Genomic DNA, 24,194 nt, shown 5'->3' with positions numbered 1-24,194 from the left:
TAGATATAGCGATACCCAAATAACGGAGGTGAAATCATGAGCGAGATTGCTAAAACACCACAAACACCTTATTACGCGGTGATTTTTACATCGGAACGAACAGATGGGGATAGCCAATATGCGGAAATGGCAGATGAAATGGAGAAACTTGCATCCGTCCAACCTGGATTTCTCGGTGTAGAAAGTGCCAGGGAAGGTGTAGGTATTACTGTGTCTTATTGGGATTCTCTCGAAGCTATACACCAATGGAAACAAAACGAACGACATTTAGTAGCCCAGAGCAAAGGGAAATCTGATTGGTATCTCGCTTATAAAACAAGGGTTTGCAAGGTTGAACGGGATTATGGATTTGAAAAGGGTTGAATTCGCCGAGTATGGGAGTTCACCAAGAAGCAGCCGATCCTGTAGGGACCGGCTGCTTCTTGGTGAACGGCGGGACTATAACTTTTGCACCACATAGATCAGATTCATTCCACAATCAAGAGTGCCCGGTAATTTGGTAAACGCAATTTCTTTTTCGACGATTAGCTTCCAGAATTCTTTGTCGTTGCGGGCGTTATCTAAGGCAGAATCTCCTGCTTGCGTAAATAAACCAGCGGAGCTTCTCTCTTGAACCGTGACAGGAAAGTGGGCAAATAAAGCATCCATTTCACTGCTTCTCATCATATGAACGTAATGCTTGCTCTCCACGGGATAATGCTCTTCATCCTGAACACCTGTATCCATAATCCACCTTGTAGCTTCAAGCCCGAATAAGTCCTTTTCATACCTGATCCCTTCAAGATAATGGAGTGAAGCGCCAATGAAACTCATGGACCCAACAATTAATACGCCATCCGGTTTCAAGACTCTGAGAATTTCTTCTATTCCGTCCTTCTCTTTGTCCAAAAGATAATTGATTACACCGCCAATACAGACCACAACATCGAAAGAAGCATCTTCAAAAACACTCATATCCAGCACATCTAAAACATGGTATGCCTGAATTCTGTCAATCAGTGATAGCTCGCACATTTTGGACTTGTTGAACTCAATTTGATGACTGGACAGATCTGCAACGGTCAATTCAGCGCACATGGGAACAAGATCCTTGGTATATCTTCCTGATCCCGCACCAATCTCCAAAACTTTATCAGTAAGTTTAATATAACGCTTCAAAATATCAAGATGCACCTGGTACAAAAGCTCGCCATGCCCATCTTTTTCAAGTCGTGTCCATTCACGGTCACCGTAGTTATCATACCGGGTTCTTGGAATTTCGGGGTTGTAACTCATGCAAGCATCTCCCTTTAAATTGTGATTTTATAATCGGGGTAATATCACTAATATCGCTTTCACTCATACAACCACCTCCAATTTGGTCCCGCTTGTAACCCATTATACTAGAACTCGCTGCGATTATAACCCTTAATTTTCCAAACCTTTATCCAGCCCGGCATACTCCGTCAATTAAAACGTTATCCATTGTATGTGAAGCTGAGAAATACGGTATAATCTAGGAAAATATTATAGGATTGGGTGAGCATCTTGGCGTTAATAAATAATGATCTCCTAAAATTGATACAAGGGACTGTGAAAGAATTTGTTGATCCCAAAGCAGAAGTCTTAAGCATTGAAAGCACGCCTATTGCAATGGGCATACAAGCAGTCGGGTTAAAACGCCATAGTGTACTAATTAGAATACTTGACGAAACATCGAAGTTGTCCCTTGTTTCAAAACATGCAACCAGGATAGAACGGCAGGTGATGACATGGCTTTACTCCCAAAGAGCAAGTGTCCCTTTTTCTTTCTCATATGGTTCTGAATTAGATGAGAGATCCCTTATTTGTATACAGGATGTTGATTATCAAACGGACTATAGCAATATAAATATTAGTTCACTTCAGAAAAGTGAAACGAAGGCGCTATCACACATCCACCTCTCTAACTTTGGCCAAAGAAGAGAACTCTCATGGTTACCTGAAGTAGACAACTTCCATATAGAAAAGATGATATTCGAACAGTGGAAACCTCAATGGCAAGTTGCTAAAGAAAACGAACAGTTCAAAGACATTTTCGGGGATTACATACCCTTAGTGGAAGATGCTGCAAATACGATTGTTCAGGATATTCAATATGTAATACGTGATGAAGGCAGCCAAACCTTAATACATAACGATCTTAATCCAGGAAATGTGTTGGTACATAACAATACTGAAGTGATTTTTATTGATTGGGAAGAAGCTAGGTATGGCTCTTTATTTTTTGATATTCCTCTACGATGTGGTACCCTTGAACAAATTGAGGAGTATAGAGGGTTGCTGGCTGGAAAAAGCATAGAATTTCCTGATGATCATTTCGAGCAAATGTACACCATCGCCTCACGCTATCTAGGTCTTAGATTTATGAGTTGGAATTTAGGAGCTTGGACTAGTAATTCACGCGCTAAAGAGGATTTAAAGAAATACTTGGACATGGTGGTAGGAGCTTCACTAACCTAAAGAGAGCGATAGTACCATAAAAATTGCGTTGCAATGAAAGAAGAAAGGGTGACCATCCATGGAAGCAAATGTGTTAGAGCGTTTACCAGATCCAGCAATGTTACAAAAGCTAATGAAAATCCAAGCAGCACTGAATATTATTCTTTGTCAGGAGGAGTGGCTTCGTTACCATAGCTATGTTCAGGATTGGAATGAGGGCGTTGCTATGGCGAAAATAGATAATGGATCAGGGGATCATCTATTTATTTTGTTCTCTCCTGAAGGCTCCATCCTAAAAGGCTTCGATCATGAATCTGGATTAAGCCCATATGCGCAGGATGAGCATAAAGTATGGCAAGGGATTTATGATGATGTCCCCAAGGAATTATTATCTTTACTTGATGATGATGCCATTGAAAAAGATGATGTGACTTTTTGTATTTGGCGTAAAAACAGTGACACGAACTGGCACAAGGGGAACGTTGAGATTCCAGAAGGTGCAAGCGATGGTTCGGATTTTTTACTGGGCTGTATATTCCATACACCAGAGGATTTTGTAGAATTTGCATCAGATTATTTTGATTTACCTCTATCCTTAGAGGTTGTTGCAAAAATCTACGATGATCTCCCCATTACAGAAGAGATGATCCATATCTTGAATTCCAGCTGTGACGTAAAGGAAGTTCTTCAAGAATTAGAGTTATTATGAAGCAGCGGCAGACGAAGACTTCATAAAAAAGTCTTGGAAGGTGGCATAGCGTGGGGAGAAGTGCTCTTTGAATGATCCGGAGGCCGCATGAGTAAATGAGGAGCCTAGAATGTAATCGGAAAACCGAACACAATTGGACCGGGTGAGCAGCGTAGACCGAATGTAATCGGAAAACCGGACACAATTGGACCGTGAGCGCAACCGTAAGCCGAATGTAATCGGAAAACCGAACACAATTCGACTGGACGCGCCGTGTGGGCCGGATGTATGCGGAAAACCGAATACAATGTGCTGCTTCGTAGGCCGGATGCCCCGGAAATGGTTAGATGGGTACGGTGGAGGTTAGCCAACGAGTTGTATGAACCGCAGAGGTATATACATTATCCAACCGAAGGGTGATTCTGTCCTTTCATGTGTTCCTCCCAGAAGAGGACAACCTGTCGGCCTGCCCCTTGTTCCGATATTAAATGTTCACCGCAGTGCCGACGAAGCTTCAAGTTCGAAATTTAAGTGTGTCTTATAGCTTATATACATACAATATACGAGGTGACCCAAGATGGATTCTATGGCAAAAGTAAGGCTTGCATCCTCAACCGATGCTGAACATCTTTCCAGACTCAATCAGGAATTTAACGGCGGTGTACCAAGACCCGCAGCTAAGATCAGGGAACATTTGAATATAAACCGTAATGAACTGATTGCCGTAGCGGAGATGAACGGTAGAATCGTGGGTTTCGGCTGTGGTCAATGCTATTCTTCCTTTTGTTATGATGAGCCCTATGGAGAAATTACCGAACTCTACGTAGAAGAAGCCGCTCGAAGACAAGGAATGGCCCGTGCCCTTATTGCTTGCCTGGAAGCAAATTTCAGACAACGCGGAGTGAAGAGTATAAAGGTACTAACAGGCAGAAGCAACACTGCAGCCATTAGCACCTATGAACAGTGCAGCTATGTTAAAGATGACGAACAGATGCTAGAGAAACATCTTACCTATATAGATTGAACTTGAAAAATATACAGATAGGGAAAAGTAGCGGAGGGGAATTTTGGCACTGTAGGAGCGATAGCGACCGCCTTTGTCACCGGATTTCACCCGCTTACAGCGGATCAAAATCAAGAAATCTGGGGACAACAGCGGCCGGATGGCCAAACATTCTCTGGAGTTACGGCAATCCCAGAACTGAAAACTTGCAAGTACGATCTATATAGAAAAAACAAACCTTATTTCTGCAGTTCCCACCTTGTTGGAACCCCCCGGCATGATGATAATTAGCTTATCACGACATAGGGGGCATTAATGAATGGTCAACAGAAAAATGAAGCAAACCGCCACCATCACGTTCGCAGCAGTTATGGCAATGAGCCTGGCCGCATGCGGCAACTCGAACAACACCTCCGGCACGAACACTAAGGACAATGCGGCACCGAATGCGGCCGCAGGCAGCGGCAATGCCGCCGCTACAGACGCACCCAGCGACAAGAAAGTAACGATTACCTTCCAGAACATCTATCCCGATCCCGCAACCCCGGCTTACAAAATGATCAACGAGCTGTCCGAGCAATATCAGAAAGAGCATCCCAATGTAAAGATTGAACTCGACACGCTGAACACCGACCAGCAGAAGGTGAAGCTCAAAACACAGGCGGCGTCCAAAGAAGTGCCGGACATTACGATCGTTAACCCGGCTGCGCAAATGAAGCCTTTTGTCGATGCCGGATTGTTCGCCCCGCTGAATGACATGCTGGAGCAGAACGGCCTGAAGGACACCTACCAGGAGGGCTTACTGGATTATTACAGCTTCGACAATAAGGTGTATGCGCTTCCAGACGGCAATAACATTGAAGTGGTCTACTACAATAAAGACCTGTTTGCACAGGCAGGAATCGCTGCCCCTCCAACAACCTTTGAAGAGATGCTTAAGGATGTCAAGATCCTGAAGGATAAAGGCATTACTCCGGTGGCCATCGGCGAAAAGGATTCCTGGACCGGCTCTTTCCTGTTCATGAACATTCTGCTCCGTACCAACGGCGGCCCCGGCTTCCTGCAGGATGTGCTTGACGGCAAAAAAACCTTTGAAGACCCTGCCTTCGTAGAAACAGTAGACGCCTTCCAGGCACTGGTTCAAGCGGGCGCTTTCCCTGACGGTGCAACCTCCATTGATGCCAATGCCGGCGGTAATATTTTCAAAACAGGCAAAGCGGCGATGTGGTCCATCGGTTCCTGGGAGACCGGCGCCATTGACGCTTCTCCTGTAGCCGGTAAAGTCGGAGCGTTCCAATTCCCTACCGTGAACGGCAAGGGTGATCCTAACGAATTCATGCTTGCCCCAGGCAGTGCCTTTGCCGTATCGGCCAATAGCGAGCACCTGCAAGAAACCAAAGACTTCCTGAACTTCTTCGCCTCCGAATATCCTAAGAAACAGTTTGAACTGAAGAATGCGGTAGGGATCGGTCAAAAGGTAGACGGCGACCTTAAGGCAGCCGGTTACTCGGATCTGGCCGTTAACATTGCCGGTCTGTTCAACCAGGTGAAGGGCGGTGACCTGGCATTCGATAACACTATGAACCCGGCAACCGCACAGGTTCATCTCAGCAGCATTCAGAACCTGTTCGTCCAGAAGATGGATTCCGCGGCAGTCGCCAAAGAGCATCAGGCTGCTTTTGAAGCCAACAAATAAGCCGCAAGGCACTGAAGAGTCTACACTCTTACAGTAATCGTTAAGTGGTCCTTCCCGGTGCGAAGCAAGCGGACTAAGGCTTCTTCGCACCGGGTTTATCTATGAATAGACAAAGAATCTGCTTGATTTAGGAGGCGGGAAAGATGAAAGTACTTAAGGTGCCGGCACGCACAATAGCCGTCTTCATACTGCCATGTCTGCTCTTGTACGTGTGTCTGGTGTTTGTTCCCATACTGGTATCATTATATACGGGCTTATTGAAGTGGGATGGTCTTACCTCTTCGCAGTTTATCGGCTTCGGCAATTTCAAAGACATGTTCCTGAATGATCCTGTGTTCTGGCCTTCCGTAAGAAGAACCCTGCTGTATGCAGTGGCGTCCATGCTGGAAATTCCGCTCTGTCTGGGCATGGCGATCCTGCTTAACCGCTATTTGCGCAGAGCGAACACACTGGTGTCGGTCTACTTCACACCGGTTATCTTGTCGGTAGTTATTATTGGACAACTCTGGAAAACCATCTATAACCCTACCTCCATGGGAGGGATGCTGAACGGGGTGCTGGTGTCACTCGGCCTGGACAGCTGGACACACAACTGGCTGACCGAGCCGAATATTGCAATGTATTCTCTGTATCTGGTGTCACTGTGGCAGTATTTCGGCTACCATCTGCTGATCCAGTATACCGGGGTGCAGAATATTCCCGATGAGCTGTATGAAGCGGCCAAAATTGACGGAGCGGACGGATTCAAAGCGGATCGTTATATTACGCTCCCGCTGATCGTTCCGATCTTCAAAATATCGATTATCCTGGCGTTTATCGGTTCCCTGCAGGCGTTCGATCTCGTCATGGTGATGACGGGCGGCGGTCCGGCACATGCGACCGATGTCATCTCCACGCATATGTATAACAGTTCCTTCATGTCCTTTAAGTATGGCTATGGCAGTGCGATTGCGACGTTCCTCGTTGTGGTTTGTCTTGTTTTTACCGGCATCATCAACACGGTCTTCAATCGGCTTGAGCGAAAATACAATTAGGAAAGGAGTGCGCGAGCCATGCGTAAATTCAAAAAAGGAATCGTGTATCTTCTTTTTGCCATTCCTGTGATCACCCAGCTCTACCCGCTGTTATGGCTGCTGCTCTACTCACTGAAGACCAACGAAGAGATTCTGGACGGGAGCTTCTTTTCCTTGCCGAAGAAATTTCAGTGGCATAATTACTATGAGGCGTACACCTCAGGCAGCTATCTGAAGTACCTGTCGAACAGCGTGTTCGTTACTGCGCTTACGATGATCTGTGTCATTCTGCTGGCCTCCATGGCAGCGTATGCCATCTCCCGGTTCCGCTGGAAATACGGCAATGTCGTGATGACCATTTTCCTGATGGGGATGATGATTCCGATGCAGGCCACGCTGCTGCCGCTGATGATTATTTTCAAGAACATGCATATTCTCAATACCCACTGGTCGCTGATTCTGCCTTACATCGCGTTCTCCACGCCTATCGCCGTGTTCATCCTGAGCGGATTCATGAGAGCCATTCCGCATGAGATTGAAGAATCGGCGTTCATCGACGGGGCGAGCGTGTACCGGATCTTCCGCAGCATCATCCTTCCCGTGTCGGTACCTCCGGTTATGACCGTATGTATTCTGACCTTCATCAATATCTGGAACGAGTACATTCTGGCAGCGACCTTCATCTCTTCAGAGAGGCTCAAAACCCTTCCATTCGGGGTCTACACCTTCGTCAGCCAGTATTCGGTCAACTACGGGAACATCGGGGCATTCCTCGTCATGGGCGCGCTGCCGGTGATCCTGATCTACTTCTTCTTGTCCAATCAGATTACCAAAGGGATGGTGGCCGGAGCTGTAAAGGGATGAGTTGCCGATCCACAAATTCATGCATTGCATATAAAATTGGTAAAGATTTATAATAGGAAACGGCAGGACAGGGTGTTGAAAGGAGAGAGTCCTATGAAGAGCGGCTTTCATTCCATCCATCATCGGTTGTTCTTGCTGTTTCTTTTTTGCATGTCCAGTATTCTGCTTATTGTCAGCCTGCTGTACTATAACCGGACTACGGACCAGCTGCATGAGAAGATCAGCGATTTGTCGCAAAAAAACGTCGCCCAGACCGCAGGCCTGTTCACGCTTCTGTATAAGGGCTATGACGCTTTGTCCAAATCGCTCAGCAATAACTTCGAGATGATTCGTCTGATTAATGAGAAGACGGATGAGCCGGCGGTGGCTTTTATCAATGAGCAGACCGTGACGAATATTATCGGCTCGATTTTTTATTCGCGGGATGATCTCGTGGGGATTCATGTCATTACAGACAGCGGCAAGATTTATAACTATGGCAATTATATGAATGTGGTCGATCCGGATTATGCCCAGGAGGACTGGTACCGGCAATTGCAGGCGTCTTCGGGGAAAATGGTCTGGCTCGGGGTGTATCAGCACTCCCTGATCGACCAGGTGGAGGATAGCCCTGTATTCGCCTTCGGGCGGCAACTGTATGATCTGAATGAGCATAAGCCCATTGGCATTGTGCTGTATGAGACCAACCCGCAGCCGGTGCTGGATGCCCTGGAGAATCTCAAGCTCGGGGAGCATAGCCAGGTCTACCTGATGTCCCCGGACGGACGGTTCGTCACCTCCGCTACAGACCCGGAGCCGGATGCTGCCCATCTGCCTAAGCTACCCGTCTCGGATCATGTGATGGTTCAGCGTGAGAACGGCCAGCTGGTCGTAGCCTCCAAGCTCTCCTTCTCCGGCTGGTGGGTGATGAGCATTACCCCGGATCAGGATCTGAATGTTGAACTGAATGAGATGAAGCGTTATCTGCTGATTGTGATCTCGGCCCTGATCCTGGTCTCGACGCTGATTGCCTCCATTGTGTCGCAGACGATCTCATCACCGCTGAAGAAGCTGATCCGGGAGATGCGGCAGGTAGAGGTCGGTAACTTCCGCGGAATGGTCAAAGTGTCATCGTATCAGGAGATTAATATTCTCGTCGCTTCCTTCAACCGGATGGTCCGGCGGATCGAGGAGCTGATTGAACGGGTCAAGCTCTCGTCGGTCAGCGAGAAGAATGCCGAGCTTCACGCCTTGCAGTCCCAGGTGAACCCGCATTTTCTCTACAATACCCTGGATATGATCTATTGGATGCTGGATGAGGAGGGCAACGAACAGCTGGGCGAGCTGGTGCTCTCCTTGTCTTCGATGTTCCGTTACAGCAGCCAGTGGGAGGACGGGGCCGAGGTGAGCCTGCGCGATGAGCTGGAGCAGATCGGCCATTATCTGAAGATCATCTCCATCCGGCTGGAAGGCCGGCTGCAGATTATTACCGATATCGACGAGCGCTGGCTGACGATCCGTGTCCCGAAGATGACGGTGCAGCCGGTCATTGAGAATGCGGTCAAGCATGGACTGGAGTCTCTGGGACGCCAGGGGATTCTAAAGGTCTACACCCGGCAAGAGGGAGCCCGTCTCCGGTTGATCGTTGAAGATAACGGAGACGGAATGAACGAAAAGCAGCTGGCGCGGCTGCAGGAGTCTCTGAACGGGGACAAGCCGGGTCTCAGTACCAGGGAGAGCGGCAAAAGCGGAATCGGGCTGCAGAACCTGCACCGCCGGCTGCAGTTCATGTTCGGTGAGGGGTATGGTCTGCAGATCCAGAGCTTCCCCGGGGAGGGGACACAGGTTGCCATTGTACTGCCGATTTCAGTGGAGGGAGAACAGCCGAAGTGAATATTCTTATAGCCGACGACGAACGGGTCATCCGTGAAGGCATCAAGCGCACCATCGGTCAGATCAGCCCGGAGCATCAGGTATTCGTTGCCTCCCGTGCGGAAGAAGCGGTCAAGATTCTGGAAGAGCAGCGTATCCATATTGTACTAACCGATATTCTGATGCCCGGCATGAACGGTCTTGAATTCATGAGAATCTCCAAGCGCCGTTACCCGTACGTGAAGTGGATCGTCATCTCTGCCCATAGCGAATTCTCTTATGCCCAGGAAGCAGTCCGGCTGGGTGCCCGTGACTACCTGCTGAAGCCCATCGGCAAAAGCAAGCTGACCGAACTCATCGACAGCCTGAACCATGAAATCCAGCAGGACAACAAGATCTCGCGGCAGGGCGAGCGGCTGAAGACCAGTCTGAGATTCCTTCGTGAGGGTGTCTTCCAGCGGCTTGCTTCAGGGCTTGATATCGGGAACCTGGATATTGATGCATTCATCGAAGACTATAATCACTTCTATCTGGTGATGATTCAGCTGGAGCCCGGAGACCGAAGTGTCCGGCTGGAGCATTTCATCGTGGAGAATGTGCTGTCAGAGCTGATTGAGCGGTACGGACGGGGATTCGTGGTCAGCTATGACCGGCAGACCCTGCTGGGCCTCATCACCCCGGGGGAGAATGTCCGGGTGGAGCAGTTCCAGGAGGAGGTCAAGACTCATCTGACCCATTATTTGAAGATTTCTTTTCAGATTATCCATTCGGGGCTTAGTTATGATTTCCATACTGTGCCGCAGGTGGTGAAGCGGATGCGTGAGGCTTCCGCCTCCCAGGGGCCCATGCTTGAGCCGATGAAGGGCAGCGGAGAGAAGGCCATAGAGGTTGCGCTGCAATATATCAAGGAGCATTTCTATGAGGAGCTGTCGCTGGAAAAAATGGCCTCGGTCGTATTCCTGAATCCGGCCTACTTCAGCCAGCTGTTCAAACAAAAGATAGGGCAGGGCTACAAGGAATATGTCACCTCGCTCCGGCTGGAGCAGGCGAAGCTGCTGCTGCTGAATCCCAAGCTGAAGCTGGCTGAAATTGCTGAACGGGTCGGATACCAGGACATGCGTCATTTCACCCAAATGTTCCGTAAGAAATACCACCTGACACCGACAGAATACCGCCAGCAGGAGCGGATTAGCATTCTAATGAGCAAGGGCGGTGGAGACGAAGCCGCAGACCAGCCTGGCAATCGCTAACCCTGCCCGTGCTCATCAATAATTGATCCAGTGCTCCAGTGTCACGGCGCGGGTAAGCCCAATGGATTCGGCCAGGCGGATGGAGGCGAGATTGTTCTCCAGCACCTGGTACCTTGGGATGTATCCTCTTTGCAGGGTATGGAATACCGCTGTACGGACTACGCGCTGAGCCAATCCGCGTTGTCTTGCAGCTTCCGTAGTATGTACGCCGCCAATCTCCCAGATTCTCTCCTCGTTGCGGTACACCATACATGTACTGAGTGCCGTATTTCCGTCAAACAGGGATACCGAGAAGGCCCCGTCCTGAAAATATTGCCTGATCTCCTCTAACGAATAGTCATTCGCCATCCATAGCGGCAGCAGACGTTCATCTATAGATTCACTGAGAATGCAGGCCTCATCAATGCTGAACAGCGAGGCTTCGTCTGTGGAGTAAGAGTAGAGACTACGGACCCGGTGCAGCGTGAAATACGCTTCCAGTGCCTGGCGGTAAGCGTCCTCCTGGAGCTTGAAGACGAGCTTGACGTCCCGTGGCAGCAGCTTCAGCAGGACAGGAAAGACTTCAGGGCTGCTATAGTCCATAAGCACAACGGTGTCAGCTTCCGGGTAGGTCCGGTGATCATAACCGAAGGTTGTAGCAGGCATCAGCAGCAGCACACCCCACTGATCCTCTTGCTCAACCAGAACGCTGTCTATCTGAGCATGATAAGCAGTCATCATTTTGAGCAACGTTACATTCTTCAGGGGATTCCGGCGCAACCTCTCCATTATTGCTGTATAGTGACTCATTGTAATATCACTCCCGTTTCTCAATTTCATCGAGCCGCTTGAACAGACTGTAATATTTAGCTAGTGTAGCGGGATCGTCTACTTGTACATTGGATCTGAAAAAGAGGATCTCCCCCGTACCCTGGTTCATCTGATCTTTAGCTTCAAGGAGGTGTGCCAAATGCCTGGCTGTTCCCATGCTGCCGGAGATGAAATTAACCCCCGGAGGGAATACCTGCCGAAGACTCTCTACGAAATAGGGGAAATGGGTACATCCGAGGACCACCGTGCTGTACCGTTCAAGCTCCAGATGAGCCAGTTCCTTGTACAAATAGGGAATGATCGTCTTGTCGTCAAACTCAAAGCGCTCTGCAAACTGAACCAGTCCGGGAAGCGGCAGGCTGTCTACAATTTCCCCGTGATCTATGCGGTGAACCAGATCATGATACTTCTTCTCCTGGAGCGTTAAGCGCGTCGCTAAGACCAGGACCTTCTTCTGTTTGCCTTCCGATTGTTCCACCGCAGGCTTCACTGCCGGCTCGATCCCCAGGACCGGGAAGTCATACCGCTGCCGCAGCTCTTCGATAACAATGCTGGTGGCTGTATTACAGGCAATCACCAGAGCTTTTATATTATGCCGGGCTATGAATTCTACAGCTTGAAGGATGTATGCTCTGACTTCAGCCTTGGTCTTGTCCCCGTAAGGAACATGTGCAGTGTCTGCATAAAAGAGGTAATCTTCTTGCGGCAGGAACTTCAACGCCTGATGAAGCACCGTTAGTCCGCCAATCCCGGAGTCAAAAAATCCAATTCGCATACGTCAACTCTTTCCGTGATTATTAAAATGATTCCACTATTCTACCATTAGAATTATAGTATAACTATACCCGCCCAGACAAAAGACCGGGCTCCCGCCTCTGTTGCAAGCAGGGGAAGCCCGGTCCTCGGGACCTGTAATAAGCATGAGTTTCAGAGAGTATCCTTAGCTCTCGTTCTTGGTAACGCCATTCAGACTTGGCACCACATCCTCCGCTTTATCCGGATTCACCATCTGGGGAATTTCGGTAATGCTGGAGTGGTTCTGCTGGTTGTTCTTGGAATCGGCACGGTTGTCAGCACGGTCATGCTTCGGGTCTGCACTGTTCTTGGGCATACTGTTCACCTCCATCTCTACGGGGTAGTATGAGATAGTGGTTTGTATTTTATCCCAGCAGCGCGAATCGCTTAGGGTTCAAAGGAGGAGAAGGATCATCGCAGAGAGAACGAAGGTTATTGAAGTGGTTCCCTATGACCCGGCCTGGAAGGCCGAATATAGGAGAATTGAGGCCCGGATGCTGGACATTGCCGGAGATCTGATCATTGGCTCAGAGCATGTGGGCAGTACCTCAATCGAAGGCCTGTGGGCCAAACCGGTCATTGATCTGGATCTGGTGATGGAGAGTTATGATAAGCTGCCGGAGATCATCCGGAGATTACAGCAGTTCGGTTATGAGCATCAGGGGAATCTGGGAATCGAGGGAAGGGAAGCCTTCCAGAGCTTGCAGGATGACGGATTCATGAAATACCACCTTTACGTATGTCCTAAGGACGGGAAAGGCTACCTGGAGCATATTGCTTTCCGCGATTATCTGCGCAGCCATCCCTCGGCCCGGGACGAATATCAGGCGGTCAAGCAGCGGCTGGCTGAAGAATTCCGCTATGATATCGACGCTTACTGTGAAGGTAAAACTGCGTTCGTGCAGTCTATTTTGCAGAAGGCGGCACAGAATCGAAATACCATATAAGGAAATACTTGTATTAATGAGATTTTTAAGGTAAATTATAGGTATGACTTTCGGATGAAGTTCTGCCGGAAGCGCAGCTTAACTAATGGCATATGCAAGCCGAAGAGGAGCATTTCCCCCAAATGCTCCTTTTTGGTGTGAACTGCGGTTCTAAGGTGCGGACGAAACTGTCTGAAGAACATACCGGATCACGAAGAAGGCAATGATCAGGATGGAGAAGGCCCCCAAGAGCAAAGAAACAAGGTCCCTGCCTGAACGTCTGAATCGTCTCATTACGGTCACCTCGGAGTAGTGAATAACCATAGTATACATTATTATACATTGAGTAACGAGGAACCGCATGAAATCCGGCAACCTTACTTGAGCGGAGTAACCTGCCCGATTGTGAATGAGGCCCAAAGTAAGATAGAATAAACCTACGTGTAAATAGGCTTATAAATCATTTACTTCATGGAGGTCCCACACATATGGCAGATTTCAAAGCACAGAATGAGAATGATCCGCTCAACCGGACCTTGCTGAACGACGAGGGACTGGACCCGCAGAATCCGCTGGATCTGGATAACTGCGAGAAGGAGCCGATCCATATCCCGGGGCTTATTCAGCCGCATGGTGTACTGCTGGCCGTAACTCAGGACACAGACAATCTTATTGTCCAGGCCAGCCTGAATACGGACGTACTGCTGGGCACCGCTCCTGAAGCCCTGCTGGGTACCCCGATGGCTAACCTCGTAGGCCAGGACCAGCTGGACATGCTGCTGGAACGCAGTGTGAATGCGAAGGAGACAGCAGATCTGCAATATATTGTCTTACAGATTGAAGTTGCCGGAGAACTACAGGATTTCTTCTGCATCCTTCATGAGAGTGAAGGACTGATGATTGTTGAGCTGGAGCCTGCTTCCATAGATCAGAGCGACAGCGCCAATGATTTCGACTGGATTCGCACGTTCTTCGGACGGCTGAAGCAAACGGCGAACCGGCTTGAAGCCAGCCAGGCCGCTGCGGAGCAGGTGAAGGAGATGCTGGGCTATGACCGGGTGATGATCTATGAATTCGACGAGCAGTGGAACGGCAAAGTGATCGCCGAAGCGAAGGAAGAAGGGCTGGAGCCGTTCCTGGGACATCATTATCCGGCCTCTGACATACCGAAGCAGGCGCGTGAGCTCTATCTGCGCAACTGGCTGCGGACCATTGTAGATGTTAACTATGTTCCGGTTCCGATCCTCCCGGTGCTGCAGCCGCTGACCGGTAAGCCCCTGAACCTCAGCTTGTCCATCCTCCGCAGCGTTTCTCCGCTTCATATCGAGTATCTGCAGAATATGGGGGTTGGCGCAACCACCACAATCTCTCTGATTCAGAATAATCAGCTATGGGGACTGATTACCTGCCATCACCATTCTCCCAAATATGTGCCTCACCGCATCCGCAACCTCTGCAATTTCCTGGGGGCTTTCTTCTCCAGCGAACTGTATCGGCGCCAGCAGCTGGATAGCTATCAGACGGAGCTGGAGCTTCGGACGAAGGCGATGCGGATTGTCGATATATTTACTGTGAACACCAGTTCTACCCGTGTCATTGAGCAGCTTGGAGAGGAAGAACAGACACTGCTGGATCTGATGGAGGCCTCCGGTGCAGCGGTGTGTTACCAGGACAAGCTCATGCTGTATGGAGCAACCCCATCGCAGGAGCAGGTACGGGAGCTGGCCGGCTGGCTCGCCGGCCAGGCCAAGGACTACACCTATTGCACTTCCCGGCTAAGCCTGGAGTACGAACCCGCCAAGGCCTACAAAAATATAGCCTCCGGTGTCATCTATCTTGCCCTGACTCCAGGAGACCAGAATTATATGATCTGGTTCAGACCGGAAGTTGTGGAGATTGTGGACTGGGCCGGAGACCCGGCCAAGGCGGTCATTCAGGAGAAGGATGGGATGCGTCTGTCTCCCCGCAAGTCTTTTGAGAAATGGCGGCAGGTGGTTCAGTCCACCTCCCTTCCCTGGAGGGAGCAGCATCTTAATATTCTGCCTCAGCTCAAATCCATTCTGCGCGGACAGACCGAGAACCAGCTTCGTCAGGCAGAAGAGCAGGCTCTGCAGAATGCCCGCAGTCTCCGCCATAATGAACAGCGGTATTTGCAGTTGATGGAGCTGTCCCCGGTAGCCTTCTTTATGATCACCGGTGAGGTTATCACCTACTGCAATAACCGTGCTCAAGAGCTGATGGCAGGGGAGCAGGGCAACACTCTGACAGGGGAGCCGTTCCTGAACTATGTGCAGGAATCCTACCGCCCCGTCCTGAAGCAGCACTTCCTGGAGCTGAGCCGGAATCCGAGCCTGTTTGTATCCAGCCGCGGCCAGTTCATGAGCGCAGACGGAGCGGCACTGGAGCTTAACCTCAGTCTGGCTTCCGTTATTCATGGCGGCAGACCGTCGATTATGGCTGTCTTAAGCCCGGGGAGCAGCACGGAAGCGTATGCCAGTGCTACCACGAAGCTGCGTAGCTACCTGACCACAGATTCGCTTACCGATCTGCCGAACCGGCAGGCGCTTGAGCATGAACTGGAGCAGCGCTGGTCGGCTCCTATCCACCAGCAGGAGCCGCTGCTGATGCTGTCTATTGATATTGATGACTTTCATTCATATAATGCGGTCCACGGATTAAAGGGCGGCGATCTCTGTATTCAATCGGTAGCCGATGTGCTGAATATCATCGGCAGGAGTTATGGCGCGTTCGTCGCCCGGTTCAGCGGTGCGAACTTCATCCTGACGATGGCCGGAGCGTCTGCCGCCCAAGCAGAGCAGCTTGCCGAAGCCGTCCGCCAAGGGGTCTATGATCTGCAAATTCCCCGCGACCGATTTGAAGAGGAGGGTGTAGTCACCATAAGTATCGGCGGCTTGCTGAAGGTGCCTCAACCCTCTGACCGCCCGTTTGACTTCATTGCGAAGGCTGAGAAGGCACTCTACGAGGCGAAGTCCGCCGGGAAGAACCAGGTCGTTTTCTTTTAAAATATAAGAATTTATAGGTTGCACACGATAATTTATCCTTCTATGTCCCGCTATAACGGCTACGCTGTCCATCCAAGGACGGCGTAGCCGTTTTCAGCTTGGGGTGCTTCCTATTCGTCCAATCCCCTGAAGGTAATCCGCATACATTACAGAATGATGCAATATGCATCGCCGTATTTCATGGTTCTTCCGGTTTGGGTAGAGTGATGAGTGCGGTATCAGTGAGGGCGGAGGTGAAACGTAAATGTCTGTCGAGAAGCATATGCTGGCAGCAGGGACTCCCTATGCCACACCTTATTATGTGGTAAGCAGCGGACTCCCCGGTCCTGTATTTATGATCATCTCCGGCGTTCATGGGAATGAACCGGCGAGCAGCCGTGCTGCCCAGGGGATCGCCAGCCGGTTCAGCCGGGGTGATATGGCTCTGCGCGCAGGGAGGCTGATCATCGTCCCGCTCGTGAACCAGAACGCACGGCGTAAGGGGGTCCGCGGGAAGCCCGATCTGAACCGTACCTTTCCCCGGAGACCCGGTGCAGTGGCCAAACATCCGCTGTCTGCAGCCGTATGGCAGCTTGCCTTGCGCTACAAGCCGTCCTGGGCTCTGGATCTGCATGAAGCGAACGGGCTGTCCCAGCTGAATCCGAAGCGGGTGGGCCAGAGCCTGCTCATCAGCCCGGCCAGCCGGGCGGAAGGTGTGGCGAAGCAAATTGTGAAGCGGATGAATCTGAACATTCCCAAACAAGCGTACCGCTTCAACATGAGGTACAGGGAACGTGCCGGAACTTCCCGGATGGCCTTTCAGCGTCTGCTCGGCGCAAGAGCGGTGACCGTAGAAACCTGCTGGAGCCTGGATTATGCCTTAAGGGTAAGGCTGCAGAGCGAGATTGTCTGCCATTTCCTGCGGGCGGCAGGAATGATTAGCTGAGGTCAGGCGCTCAGGATTCGCTGCGAATCTGAAATACACTTCCGTAGGACCCTTTATAGACAGGAGTGCCGAAGGCCTGCACCCAGCCGTGATACAGCCTCCCGGAGCTGCCATTCCGCACGATCACAACATCCGGATGGTCCATATTTACAATATCTGGCAAATACTCGGAGAATCCGTACATGGAGCGTTCAAACGCAGTCCAGCCCATGACTCCAACCGAAGCCTTGGTGATAAAAGGGTCCTGGCGTCCGTCACAGAGCACATCCCCGCCGCGAAACATCACATATCCCGAAGATCCATAGCTGGACAGCACCTTAGGCCGGGTACCGGCAGGTGTATGCTCCAGTACATAGTTCATCTCCTCTACCGGATAATCTGCACGGACTAACTGCGGCGGCGCTGCGAAGATAGGTCCCGTGTTGATCAGCAGCCCGGCTGCGAGTCCAAGCGCAATGGCCTTGTTGCCCATCTGCCGTCTGAAGCGGGCGGGAAGCGGCACGGCTTCCAGGAAGACGGCGGCGAAATAAGGAATGAACAGCCACATGAACAGATTCTGCTTGAAATTCATTACCCCGAGATAGAGGATGCCGGTCATCACGAAGAAACGGAACGGCTTCCGGTGGAGGGAGAAGGGCAGCGTCACCGCGAAGAAGAGCAGCAGGAGCAGGATGGGCAGCTGATCAAGCCGGCTGAAGGATAGAGGCTGCCATTCATTAATCAGCAGATTGAAGTGGCTCTGCGTCACCGTGAAGATGAACAGCAGTCCCTTCAGACCCCCCGGATTCGGCAGACCTGCCAGCAGCACAAGCAGGAAGACGGCGGTTCGCTTCCAGTCAAGCTGGCGTGCAAGCAGCGACTCCAGGGCAGCCATGCCGGTGAAGACGGCAATCACCAGCCATACACCGGTGTGCACACTGGCAACGGCCCAGGAGAAGGCAACCATTGCAGCCGCATATCCGGCCTGTGGCTTCAGCTGGTATTCCCGTAAGGCGATGAAGAACCAGACGATGAGCGGAGAAGACATGATCTGCGGCCGTCCCTTGAAATAGTTATAGTAGATCCAGCAGGAGATCAGCAGGACGAATGGGAGCAGCAGCACATGCCCCTCTTCAAGGCCCAGCTCTCTGCGGGAGACTTGTCCAAGCCGCAGCAGCCCCATGATCAGGGCGAACAGGCAGAGCGCAGTCAGCAGATAGAGCCCCGGCCAGCCGAGCCATTGATACAGCGGGGCCAGCAGGAGCTGAAACCCGGCTTCATGCGGGATATAAGGGAGCCGGTCATCATAAAAGGTATGAATCGCATGATAGAGGATCTTCCCGTGTTCCAGCATATAACGCCCGACCTCCAGATGCCAGAAGGTATCCGGGTCATTATATGAATAATCAGGCCGCATGAGCAGGATAGCAGCGGTTGCCAGCAGCCCGCCAGCGAGCGGGTATGCGGCTTTTTTGTTTAACATCGTAACACTCCTTCCGTATCATCACCACTTCCCATAAGTAGACAGATCAATACGTTGCTCTAGCCGTACCGCAAATCAGGTATTGACACAACTGCGTATAGTGTATATATTACATATATACACTAGTCACAACAAACACAAAGGACGCTGATGCTGCTACATGAATATTTTGATATCCAGTACGTCCGGTGAACCGATCTACGCCCAGATTGTAGGACAGGTCCGCCAGATGATTCTGCAAGGGGAGCTGGTCTCGGGTACGCCGCTGCCGTCCATCCGCTTATTGGCCAAGGAGCTGCAGATCAGTGTCATTACCACGAAGCGGGCTTACGAGGAGCTGGAGCGGGAGGGCCTGATCAACTCTGTTGTCGGCAAGGGATCCTTTGTCTCGGGGGCCGATCAGGAATATATCCGGGAACAGCGGCTAAGGATTGTAGAGGGGAAGCTGAAGGACATCATTGACGAGAGCAGACTGCTGGGCATGGAGTACGCCGAGCTGGCGGAGATGCTGAAGCTGCTCTATGAGGAGGAACAGGAATGAGCGATGTAATCCAGTTAGACCATTTGACCAAGAGTTACGACCGGTTTGAGCTGCGGGATATCTCCTTGTCTATCAAGGAGGGCTTCATTACAGGGCTGATCGGCCCGAACGGCGCAGGCAAGACTACGCTGATCAAAATGATGATGGGCATGGTCTACCCCGATCAAGGCAGCATCTCGATGTTCGGCCAGAATAACCAGCTCTCTCAGGCGGCGGCCATTAAGGAGCGTATCGGCTACGTCTCGGATGAGAGTATCTATTACGAGCACCTGACCGTCAAGCAGATGAGAACTATCATCGCCCCGTTCTATCCCCGCTGGGATCAGGATACATATATGAAGTTCCAGGAGCTGTTCAAGCTTCCGCCCGGCAAGAAGATCAAGGAGCTGTCCAAGGGGATGAAAATCAAATTCTCGCTCGCCATCGCCCTGTCCCATGGAGCCGATCTGCTGATTATGGATGAGCCTACCTCGGGCCTTGATCCGGTATTCCGCAGAGAGATGCTGGAGCTGCTCAGTGAGCATATCCAGGATGAGAAGAAGTCGATTCTGTTCTCTACCCATAACACCACAGACCTCGACCGGATTGCCGATTACATTGTGTTTATTAATGACGGCAAGATTATTTTCAATGAGATGAAGGAGAGTCTGGGGGAGCAGTACCTCTTGATCAAAGGCGGGAAGGAGCTGCTGGACCGTGATGTGCGGCGGTGGTTCGTCGGTATCCGTGAGAATGGGCTGGGGTTCGAGGGTCTGATCAGCAACCGTGCGGAGGGCGAACGGTATTTCAAGGATACCGCCATCTGCGAGACGCCTACGCTGGAAGAGATTATGTACTATACGGTAAAAGGAAGTGAAGCACATGTATAGCTCCCTGCATCTGATCCGCAAGGACTTCATGCTTACCCGGAAATTCTTACTCCTAATGGTTCCTTATTACTTGCTTATGGGATATTTAAATGCGGAAGCTTATACGGTATTCTCCTTGTTCCCGGCGTTACTGCTGCTGATTAATTCCTGCACGATTGATATGCAGCATCATAATCAGAAGTTTCTGGTCACTCTTCCGGTACCCCGGCAGCGGCTGATCCTGGCTAAATACCTGATGCTTATTCCGTTCTCGCTGTTCAGCCTTATTTGTACCCTGGTGCTCTACGTGTTTGCTTTTAAGATAGGGAAGCTGGATGCTCCGCTGCGCTGGAGAGAGCTGGGTCTAACGACTGCTATATTTCCGCTGATTGCTTCCTTCTATTTGCCGGTATATTACTGGCTTGGCCAAAAAGGAATGCAAATAGTGAACATGGTATTTATGCTGCTGGTTATGCTTAATTTCTCAGCATTAACAAGCTTGAGTGAACGTTATCCAGATCTTGCGTTATGGATGAAGACCGGCAAATTTGACAATGTTCTGCTGGTGGGCATTGTTATTCTAGCCTATCTCGTTATCATCTACGGCTCTTATTTGCTCTCATTGCGGATTTTTGTGAAAAAGGATATATAGCCGTTACTCTGAACAGGCCGGAGCACAAAAATGACCTCAGCGCCCACATCCCCGTGGAAGCCTGAGGTCATTTGCTTGTCTCTCCATTCAGCGGAACGTTCCGCCTTGCTCCAGAGACTCTACGAAGTCCTTGGCATCCTTCAGAGACAGATTCCGCGCTTCACGCATCACCTTAATCGCCTGAATCTTCTTGCCTTCGGCAATCAGCAGACGGATTCTCCGCTCCAGATCCGGGGCAATCTCCGGGTTCTGTACAAACATGGGGGTCGGAATATCGGTTGTTCTGCTGCTGGCCTGAACGGACGGTCCTCCGTAAGTGTCTCTTTGGGCCAGCCGGGATTCCAGCTCATGTACACGCCGCTTCAGGCTAAACACACTTAACATGAGCAATAACGCAAGCACCAGGGCCAGAATAGCAATGAGATCCATCGTCTCCATATTATCCATAGGGTTTGCTCCTTTCATGAACAGGTAATCTGCGAAGGTCCGGTGCTACTATACACTACTACCCGCCAGGGAGAAGAATGAACACTTCAGACCCCATTGTTGATTGTATCCCCAAGGCCGGAACCCTACAATGGGTTACATAGAACAGCCCACGCGTTGTACAGACGGGGACGCTAGTTCTCACACCACCTGGAGGAGAGATGGAAATGAACCAGAACACACAGAACACATCTATGAAGGCCATTCGGATACATCAATTTGGAGGAATCGGGGAACTACGCTATGAGGAGGCGCCTATTCCTGCTCCAGCGGCCGATGAGATTCTGATTAAGGTGGCCGCAAGCGGCTTCAATCCGGTAGATGTCAAAATCCGCATGGGCTATCTGCAAGCCTTCTTCCCGCATCATTTCCCCTATATTCCGGGCATTGAGGTCTCGGGAATTGTGGAAAGAACGGGCGAAGCGGTTACGGAATTTCAAGCAGGCGACAAGGTGTATGCGGCTCTGGATATGTCGCAAGACGGCGGTGCTGCCGAATATGTGGTCACCAAGGCGCAGTATGCGGCTCTGGCACCGGCTTCACTGGAGCTGGCGGATGCAGCCGCTCTCCCGGTAGGGGTGTTAACCGCATGGCAGGGATTATTTGAACATGGCAGCCTGCCCGCAGGCGGGCGTGTGCTGATTGCCGGAGCCGCAGGCGGAGTGGGTTCCTATGCAGTGCAGCTGGCCAAGCTTCATGGTGCGTATGTAATCGGCACTTCCTCTGCGGCCAGTATACCGATGCTGCAGGAATTGGGGATTGACGAGATCATCGACTATACCCGGGAGAGCGTAACGGATAAGCTGAATACGAAGGTGGATCTGATCCTGAATCTGTCCCCGGAGAATACGGAGGAGCTGAATAAATGGCTGCCGCTCTTGAAGGAGGGAGGTGCACTAGTCTCTGCGGTCAATCCGGCAGACGAGCAGCTGGCAGCGCAGCTTGGCGTAAGAACCCATCAAATTTACGGTCATGCGGATCGTGAGCAGATGACCCGGATGGCGGCTCTGGTGGATGAAGGCAAGCTTAAGCTCCAGATTACCGCAAGGCTGCCGCTTGCCGAGCTGGCCTCAGCACACGCGATGAGCGAGGCCGGCAAGATTCGCGGCAAGGTGCTGATTACCGTCTAACTCCTTCTTACCAGCTCTGGTTGCATAAATAAGATCCGGATATAGATGACAGACAGCTCATCCGGTGTATAAGGCATCCCGCTGCGCAGCCATTCTTCCGTAATCCCGAGAAATATCGAGGCGGAATGCGCAGCGAGATACTCTGGCGGAATCTCGGGATGCTCTGCAAATACACCGTTGACCTCCAGCTTCCGGTAGAAGCTGCGTCTGATGACCTCCTTGAATTGCCCCGGGAATCCCGCCTCTCCTTTAGCCCCGAGGAATAATCCGATCCGTTGTCCATGCTGCTGCAGGTATTCGAAGATGTGCACCAGCGGCGGGTAAGGGGCTGAATTCAGATAGTGCTCTAACATCTCGGCATGTACGATTCTCACAACCATAATCTGCTCCAGGCCGGTCAGAATCTCGCTCTGCAACTGTTCCAGCAGATCATATTTATCTGTAAAATGCAGATAGAAGGTTCCCCGGTTAATATGTGTCCTTTGCGCCAGATTGCGTACACTCACCTTATGGAAGCCCTCTTGCTCCATCAGCTGGAGAAAGTTCTCTTCGATTAAAGCCCTGGTTCCCGCTGTTATCATCTCGTGTATTTTACCGGTCATGCTGCTTTCGCCTCTTCCGTTAGTAATTTATGGTGTATAATGGTGGAAAAGGGAGGCGATCTGATGTCTGAATTCTCTAATAGCGGTGGACCACCCCCCATCCAATCGAATGATCCCGGCGGGCACAAGGCCAACCATGACGTCAATGCGCAGAAGCTTCATGCCGAAGGACCTCCGGGTTTCTGGCAGCAGATATCCGATTTGGTTATCGCAGTCGCGGTTATTGCCATTTTCATTGTTGTGATCATGTGGATCTTTTGATGAGCTTCTCCCAAATTAGCGGCTGTCCCGAACGGTTTATAGGGTTCCGGGATATCCGCTTTTTGGTTCGCTCTGGGGCCTTCCTCGATATTCACTTGGAGTCTGCCCCGCGAATCTCTTGAATTGCCGCATAAAGTGTACATCATTCTCATAGCCGCAGGTGGCGGCAATCTGGCTGATCGAGTGCGTCGTGTTCTTCAGCAGATAAGAGGCATACCCCAGCCGGTTACGGATGATATCGTTCACCACCGGCAGCCCGAAGAACTGCTTGTAGATCTGCTGGAAATAGGACTTGCTCATGTTCATTCGCTCGGCCAGGTCTTCGACAGAATACCAGGTTGAGGGAGAGCTGAGCACTTCATTTCTCAGGTTCAGGAAGTCATCATAGTATTTGCTGATCTGCTGGCGGGATTCCACATGATGCCTGATATCGCTAAGCTTCATGAACAGGCAACGGATGATGGAGTCTATAATTTCATGACGGAAGGTGCCGTTCTGCAGATTCTCCCAATGCAGCTCATTTACTTTGCGGGAGATATAGAGAGGGTCACGGGCCTTCATTAAGGTATCCAGAGGAAGCTTCAACCGGCCGAAGAACTCATCCGCAGCCTCCAGCTCGAAATGGAACCAGTCATGTACCAGCGGAGCTTCGGCGTCCTTGTAGGAATACGGGCTGGTCCTGTTATAGATAATAAAAGTATTCGGTTCAGCTAACAACGTCAGTGCTTGAATCCTCAATTCCATTCTGCTCCGAAAGAATACGAAGACGTAATCGCCGGAGCCTTCCGGGCGGTCAATTGTCATGCCCTCCGGATGAATCACATTAGAGCCGCACCGCTTCAGGGATATCACAATTATTTCCGCCTTTGGATTAGAGAATAGGTCAGTCAATAGATAGGATAAATCAT

Annotated in this window: 25 protein-coding genes; 17 read left to right on the top strand and 8 right to left on the bottom strand. The window is 50.7% G+C overall.

Annotation, left to right across the window (positions count from 1 at the left end):
* Positions 1-36: 36 nt before the first annotated feature.
* Entirely contained in the window at positions 37-363 is a 327-nt protein-coding gene (locus KDC22_RS17835) for an antibiotic biosynthesis monooxygenase family protein (RefSeq protein WP_173137022.1), read from the top strand.
* A 75-nt stretch (positions 364-438) separates the two neighbouring features.
* On the opposite strand, the gene KDC22_RS17830 is transcribed toward KDC22_RS17835, so the two are convergent.
* Positions 439-1,275 (bottom strand): class I SAM-dependent methyltransferase, encoded by an 837-nt coding sequence (locus KDC22_RS17830; protein WP_211719873.1) that lies wholly within the window; start codon positions 1,273-1,275, stop codon positions 439-441.
* Positions 1,276-1,518: 243 nt separating this feature from the next.
* On the opposite strand from KDC22_RS17830, the gene KDC22_RS17825 reads away from it, so the two are divergent.
* The 8 genes from KDC22_RS17825 (at position 1,519) to KDC22_RS17790 (ending at position 10,825) form a co-directional block, all read left to right on the top strand.
* Positions 1,519-2,481, top strand: coding sequence for a phosphotransferase family protein (locus KDC22_RS17825; protein ID WP_211719872.1), 963 nt, complete (start codon positions 1,519-1,521; stop codon positions 2,479-2,481).
* Positions 2,482-2,539: 58 nt separating this feature from the next.
* Positions 2,540-3,169, top strand: coding sequence for a hypothetical protein (locus tag KDC22_RS17820; RefSeq protein WP_211719871.1), 630 nt, complete (start codon positions 2,540-2,542; stop codon positions 3,167-3,169).
* 556 nt (positions 3,170-3,725) lie between these two features.
* Positions 3,726-4,172 carry a GNAT family N-acetyltransferase gene (locus KDC22_RS17815; protein ID WP_246552728.1) on the top strand — a complete coding sequence of 149 codons (447 nt, stop codon included), beginning with the start codon at positions 3,726-3,728 and terminating at the stop codon, positions 4,170-4,172.
* 298 nt (positions 4,173-4,470) lie between these two features.
* Complete coding sequence (locus KDC22_RS17810; RefSeq protein ID WP_211719870.1) at positions 4,471-5,847, top strand: extracellular solute-binding protein; 1,377 nt, start codon at positions 4,471-4,473, stop codon at positions 5,845-5,847.
* A gap of 143 nt (positions 5,848-5,990) precedes the next feature.
* Positions 5,991-6,881: a carbohydrate ABC transporter permease gene (locus KDC22_RS17805; RefSeq protein ID WP_173137033.1), complete on the top strand. Its 891-nt coding sequence runs from the start codon at positions 5,991-5,993 to the stop codon at positions 6,879-6,881.
* A gap of 18 nt (positions 6,882-6,899) precedes the next feature.
* The gene (locus KDC22_RS17800) at positions 6,900-7,724 is read left to right on the top strand and encodes a carbohydrate ABC transporter permease (RefSeq protein WP_211719869.1); all 825 of its coding nucleotides are present in this window, start codon (positions 6,900-6,902) and stop codon (positions 7,722-7,724) included.
* Positions 7,725-7,817: 93 nt separating this feature from the next.
* The gene (locus tag KDC22_RS17795) at positions 7,818-9,596 is read left to right on the top strand and encodes a cache domain-containing sensor histidine kinase (RefSeq protein WP_211719868.1); all 1,779 of its coding nucleotides are present in this window, start codon (positions 7,818-7,820) and stop codon (positions 9,594-9,596) included.
* Positions 9,593-10,825: a response regulator gene (locus KDC22_RS17790; RefSeq protein WP_211719867.1), complete on the top strand. Its 1,233-nt coding sequence runs from the start codon at positions 9,593-9,595 to the stop codon at positions 10,823-10,825. Before KDC22_RS17795 ends, KDC22_RS17790 begins: the two co-directional genes overlap by 4 nt.
* A gap of 15 nt (positions 10,826-10,840) precedes the next feature.
* Here the strand turns inward: KDC22_RS17790 and KDC22_RS17785 are convergent, their stop codons facing one another.
* From KDC22_RS17785 to KDC22_RS17775, 3 genes are all read right to left on the bottom strand, one after another.
* Positions 10,841-11,614: a GNAT family N-acetyltransferase gene (locus KDC22_RS17785; protein ID WP_211719866.1), complete on the bottom strand. Its 774-nt coding sequence runs from the start codon at positions 11,612-11,614 to the stop codon at positions 10,841-10,843.
* Positions 11,615-11,621: 7 nt separating this feature from the next.
* Positions 11,622-12,410: a glutamate racemase gene (gene murI, locus KDC22_RS17780; protein ID WP_211719865.1), complete on the bottom strand. Its 789-nt coding sequence runs from the start codon at positions 12,408-12,410 to the stop codon at positions 11,622-11,624.
* Between the two features lie 165 nt (positions 12,411-12,575).
* Positions 12,576-12,746 carry a hypothetical protein gene (locus tag KDC22_RS17775; RefSeq protein ID WP_173137045.1) on the bottom strand — a complete coding sequence of 57 codons (171 nt, stop codon included), beginning with the start codon at positions 12,744-12,746 and terminating at the stop codon, positions 12,576-12,578.
* A 37-nt stretch (positions 12,747-12,783) separates the two neighbouring features.
* On the opposite strand from KDC22_RS17775, the gene KDC22_RS17770 reads away from it, so the two are divergent.
* From KDC22_RS17770 to KDC22_RS17760, 3 genes are all read left to right on the top strand, one after another.
* Positions 12,784-13,377, top strand: coding sequence for a GrpB family protein (locus KDC22_RS17770; RefSeq protein WP_246552726.1), 594 nt, complete (start codon positions 12,784-12,786; stop codon positions 13,375-13,377).
* A 467-nt stretch (positions 13,378-13,844) separates the two neighbouring features.
* The gene (locus KDC22_RS17765) at positions 13,845-16,379 is read left to right on the top strand and encodes a diguanylate cyclase domain-containing protein (RefSeq protein WP_211719864.1); all 2,535 of its coding nucleotides are present in this window, start codon (positions 13,845-13,847) and stop codon (positions 16,377-16,379) included.
* 244 nt (positions 16,380-16,623) lie between these two features.
* A complete protein-coding gene (locus tag KDC22_RS17760) occupies positions 16,624-17,304 on the top strand; it encodes a succinylglutamate desuccinylase/aspartoacylase family protein (protein ID WP_211719863.1) in 681 nt (226 codons plus the stop codon).
* A gap of 10 nt (positions 17,305-17,314) precedes the next feature.
* On the opposite strand, the gene KDC22_RS17755 is transcribed toward KDC22_RS17760, so the two are convergent.
* A complete protein-coding gene (locus tag KDC22_RS17755) occupies positions 17,315-18,766 on the bottom strand; it encodes a hypothetical protein (protein ID WP_211719862.1) in 1,452 nt (483 codons plus the stop codon).
* A 160-nt stretch (positions 18,767-18,926) separates the two neighbouring features.
* Here KDC22_RS17755 and KDC22_RS17750 point away from each other — a divergent pair, with 160 nt between their 5' ends.
* Genes KDC22_RS17750 through KDC22_RS17740 form a run of 3 tightly spaced genes read left to right on the top strand, consistent with a single transcriptional unit; the run spans position 18,927 to position 20,807 of the window.
* Positions 18,927-19,307 carry a GntR family transcriptional regulator gene (locus tag KDC22_RS17750; RefSeq protein WP_211719861.1) on the top strand — a complete coding sequence of 127 codons (381 nt, stop codon included), beginning with the start codon at positions 18,927-18,929 and terminating at the stop codon, positions 19,305-19,307.
* Positions 19,304-20,176, top strand: a complete 873-nt coding sequence (locus KDC22_RS17745) for an ABC transporter ATP-binding protein (RefSeq protein WP_211719860.1) — start codon at positions 19,304-19,306, stop codon at positions 20,174-20,176. Before KDC22_RS17750 ends, KDC22_RS17745 begins: the two co-directional genes overlap by 4 nt.
* A complete protein-coding gene (locus KDC22_RS17740) occupies positions 20,169-20,807 on the top strand; it encodes an ABC-2 transporter permease (protein ID WP_211719859.1) in 639 nt (212 codons plus the stop codon). Before KDC22_RS17745 ends, KDC22_RS17740 begins: the two co-directional genes overlap by 8 nt.
* An 87-nt stretch (positions 20,808-20,894) precedes the next feature.
* Here KDC22_RS17740 and KDC22_RS17735 read toward each other — a convergent pair whose 3' ends face one another.
* Positions 20,895-21,254 carry a ribosomal protein L7/L12 gene (locus KDC22_RS17735; RefSeq protein ID WP_173137062.1) on the bottom strand — a complete coding sequence of 120 codons (360 nt, stop codon included), beginning with the start codon at positions 21,252-21,254 and terminating at the stop codon, positions 20,895-20,897.
* A 206-nt stretch (positions 21,255-21,460) separates the two neighbouring features.
* Here KDC22_RS17735 and KDC22_RS17730 point away from each other — a divergent pair, with 206 nt between their 5' ends.
* Positions 21,461-22,423: an NADP-dependent oxidoreductase gene (locus KDC22_RS17730; protein ID WP_211719858.1), complete on the top strand. Its 963-nt coding sequence runs from the start codon at positions 21,461-21,463 to the stop codon at positions 22,421-22,423.
* Here KDC22_RS17730 and KDC22_RS17725 read toward each other — a convergent pair.
* On the bottom strand, positions 22,420-23,025 hold the full coding sequence (locus KDC22_RS17725) for a TetR/AcrR family transcriptional regulator (protein WP_173137066.1): 606 nt from the start codon (positions 23,023-23,025) through the stop codon (positions 22,420-22,422). The genes KDC22_RS17730 and KDC22_RS17725 overlap by 4 nt on opposite strands.
* Before the next feature lie 63 nt (positions 23,026-23,088).
* On the opposite strand from KDC22_RS17725, the gene KDC22_RS17720 reads away from it, so the two are divergent.
* Complete coding sequence (locus tag KDC22_RS17720) at positions 23,089-23,286, top strand: hypothetical protein (protein WP_211719857.1); 198 nt, start codon at positions 23,089-23,091, stop codon at positions 23,284-23,286.
* A gap of 36 nt (positions 23,287-23,322) precedes the next feature.
* Here the strand turns inward: KDC22_RS17720 and KDC22_RS17715 are convergent, their stop codons facing one another.
* Positions 23,323-24,108 carry a helix-turn-helix domain-containing protein gene (locus KDC22_RS17715; RefSeq protein ID WP_211719856.1) on the bottom strand — a complete coding sequence of 262 codons (786 nt, stop codon included), beginning with the start codon at positions 24,106-24,108 and terminating at the stop codon, positions 23,323-23,325.
* Between the last annotated feature and the right edge of the window lie 86 nt (positions 24,109-24,194).

The organism is Paenibacillus tritici, assembly GCF_018207515.1.
GTDB lineage: Bacteria > Bacillota > Bacilli > Paenibacillales > Paenibacillaceae > Paenibacillus_AQ > Paenibacillus_AQ tritici.
This window is presented reverse-complemented; position numbering and strand designations above follow the sequence as displayed.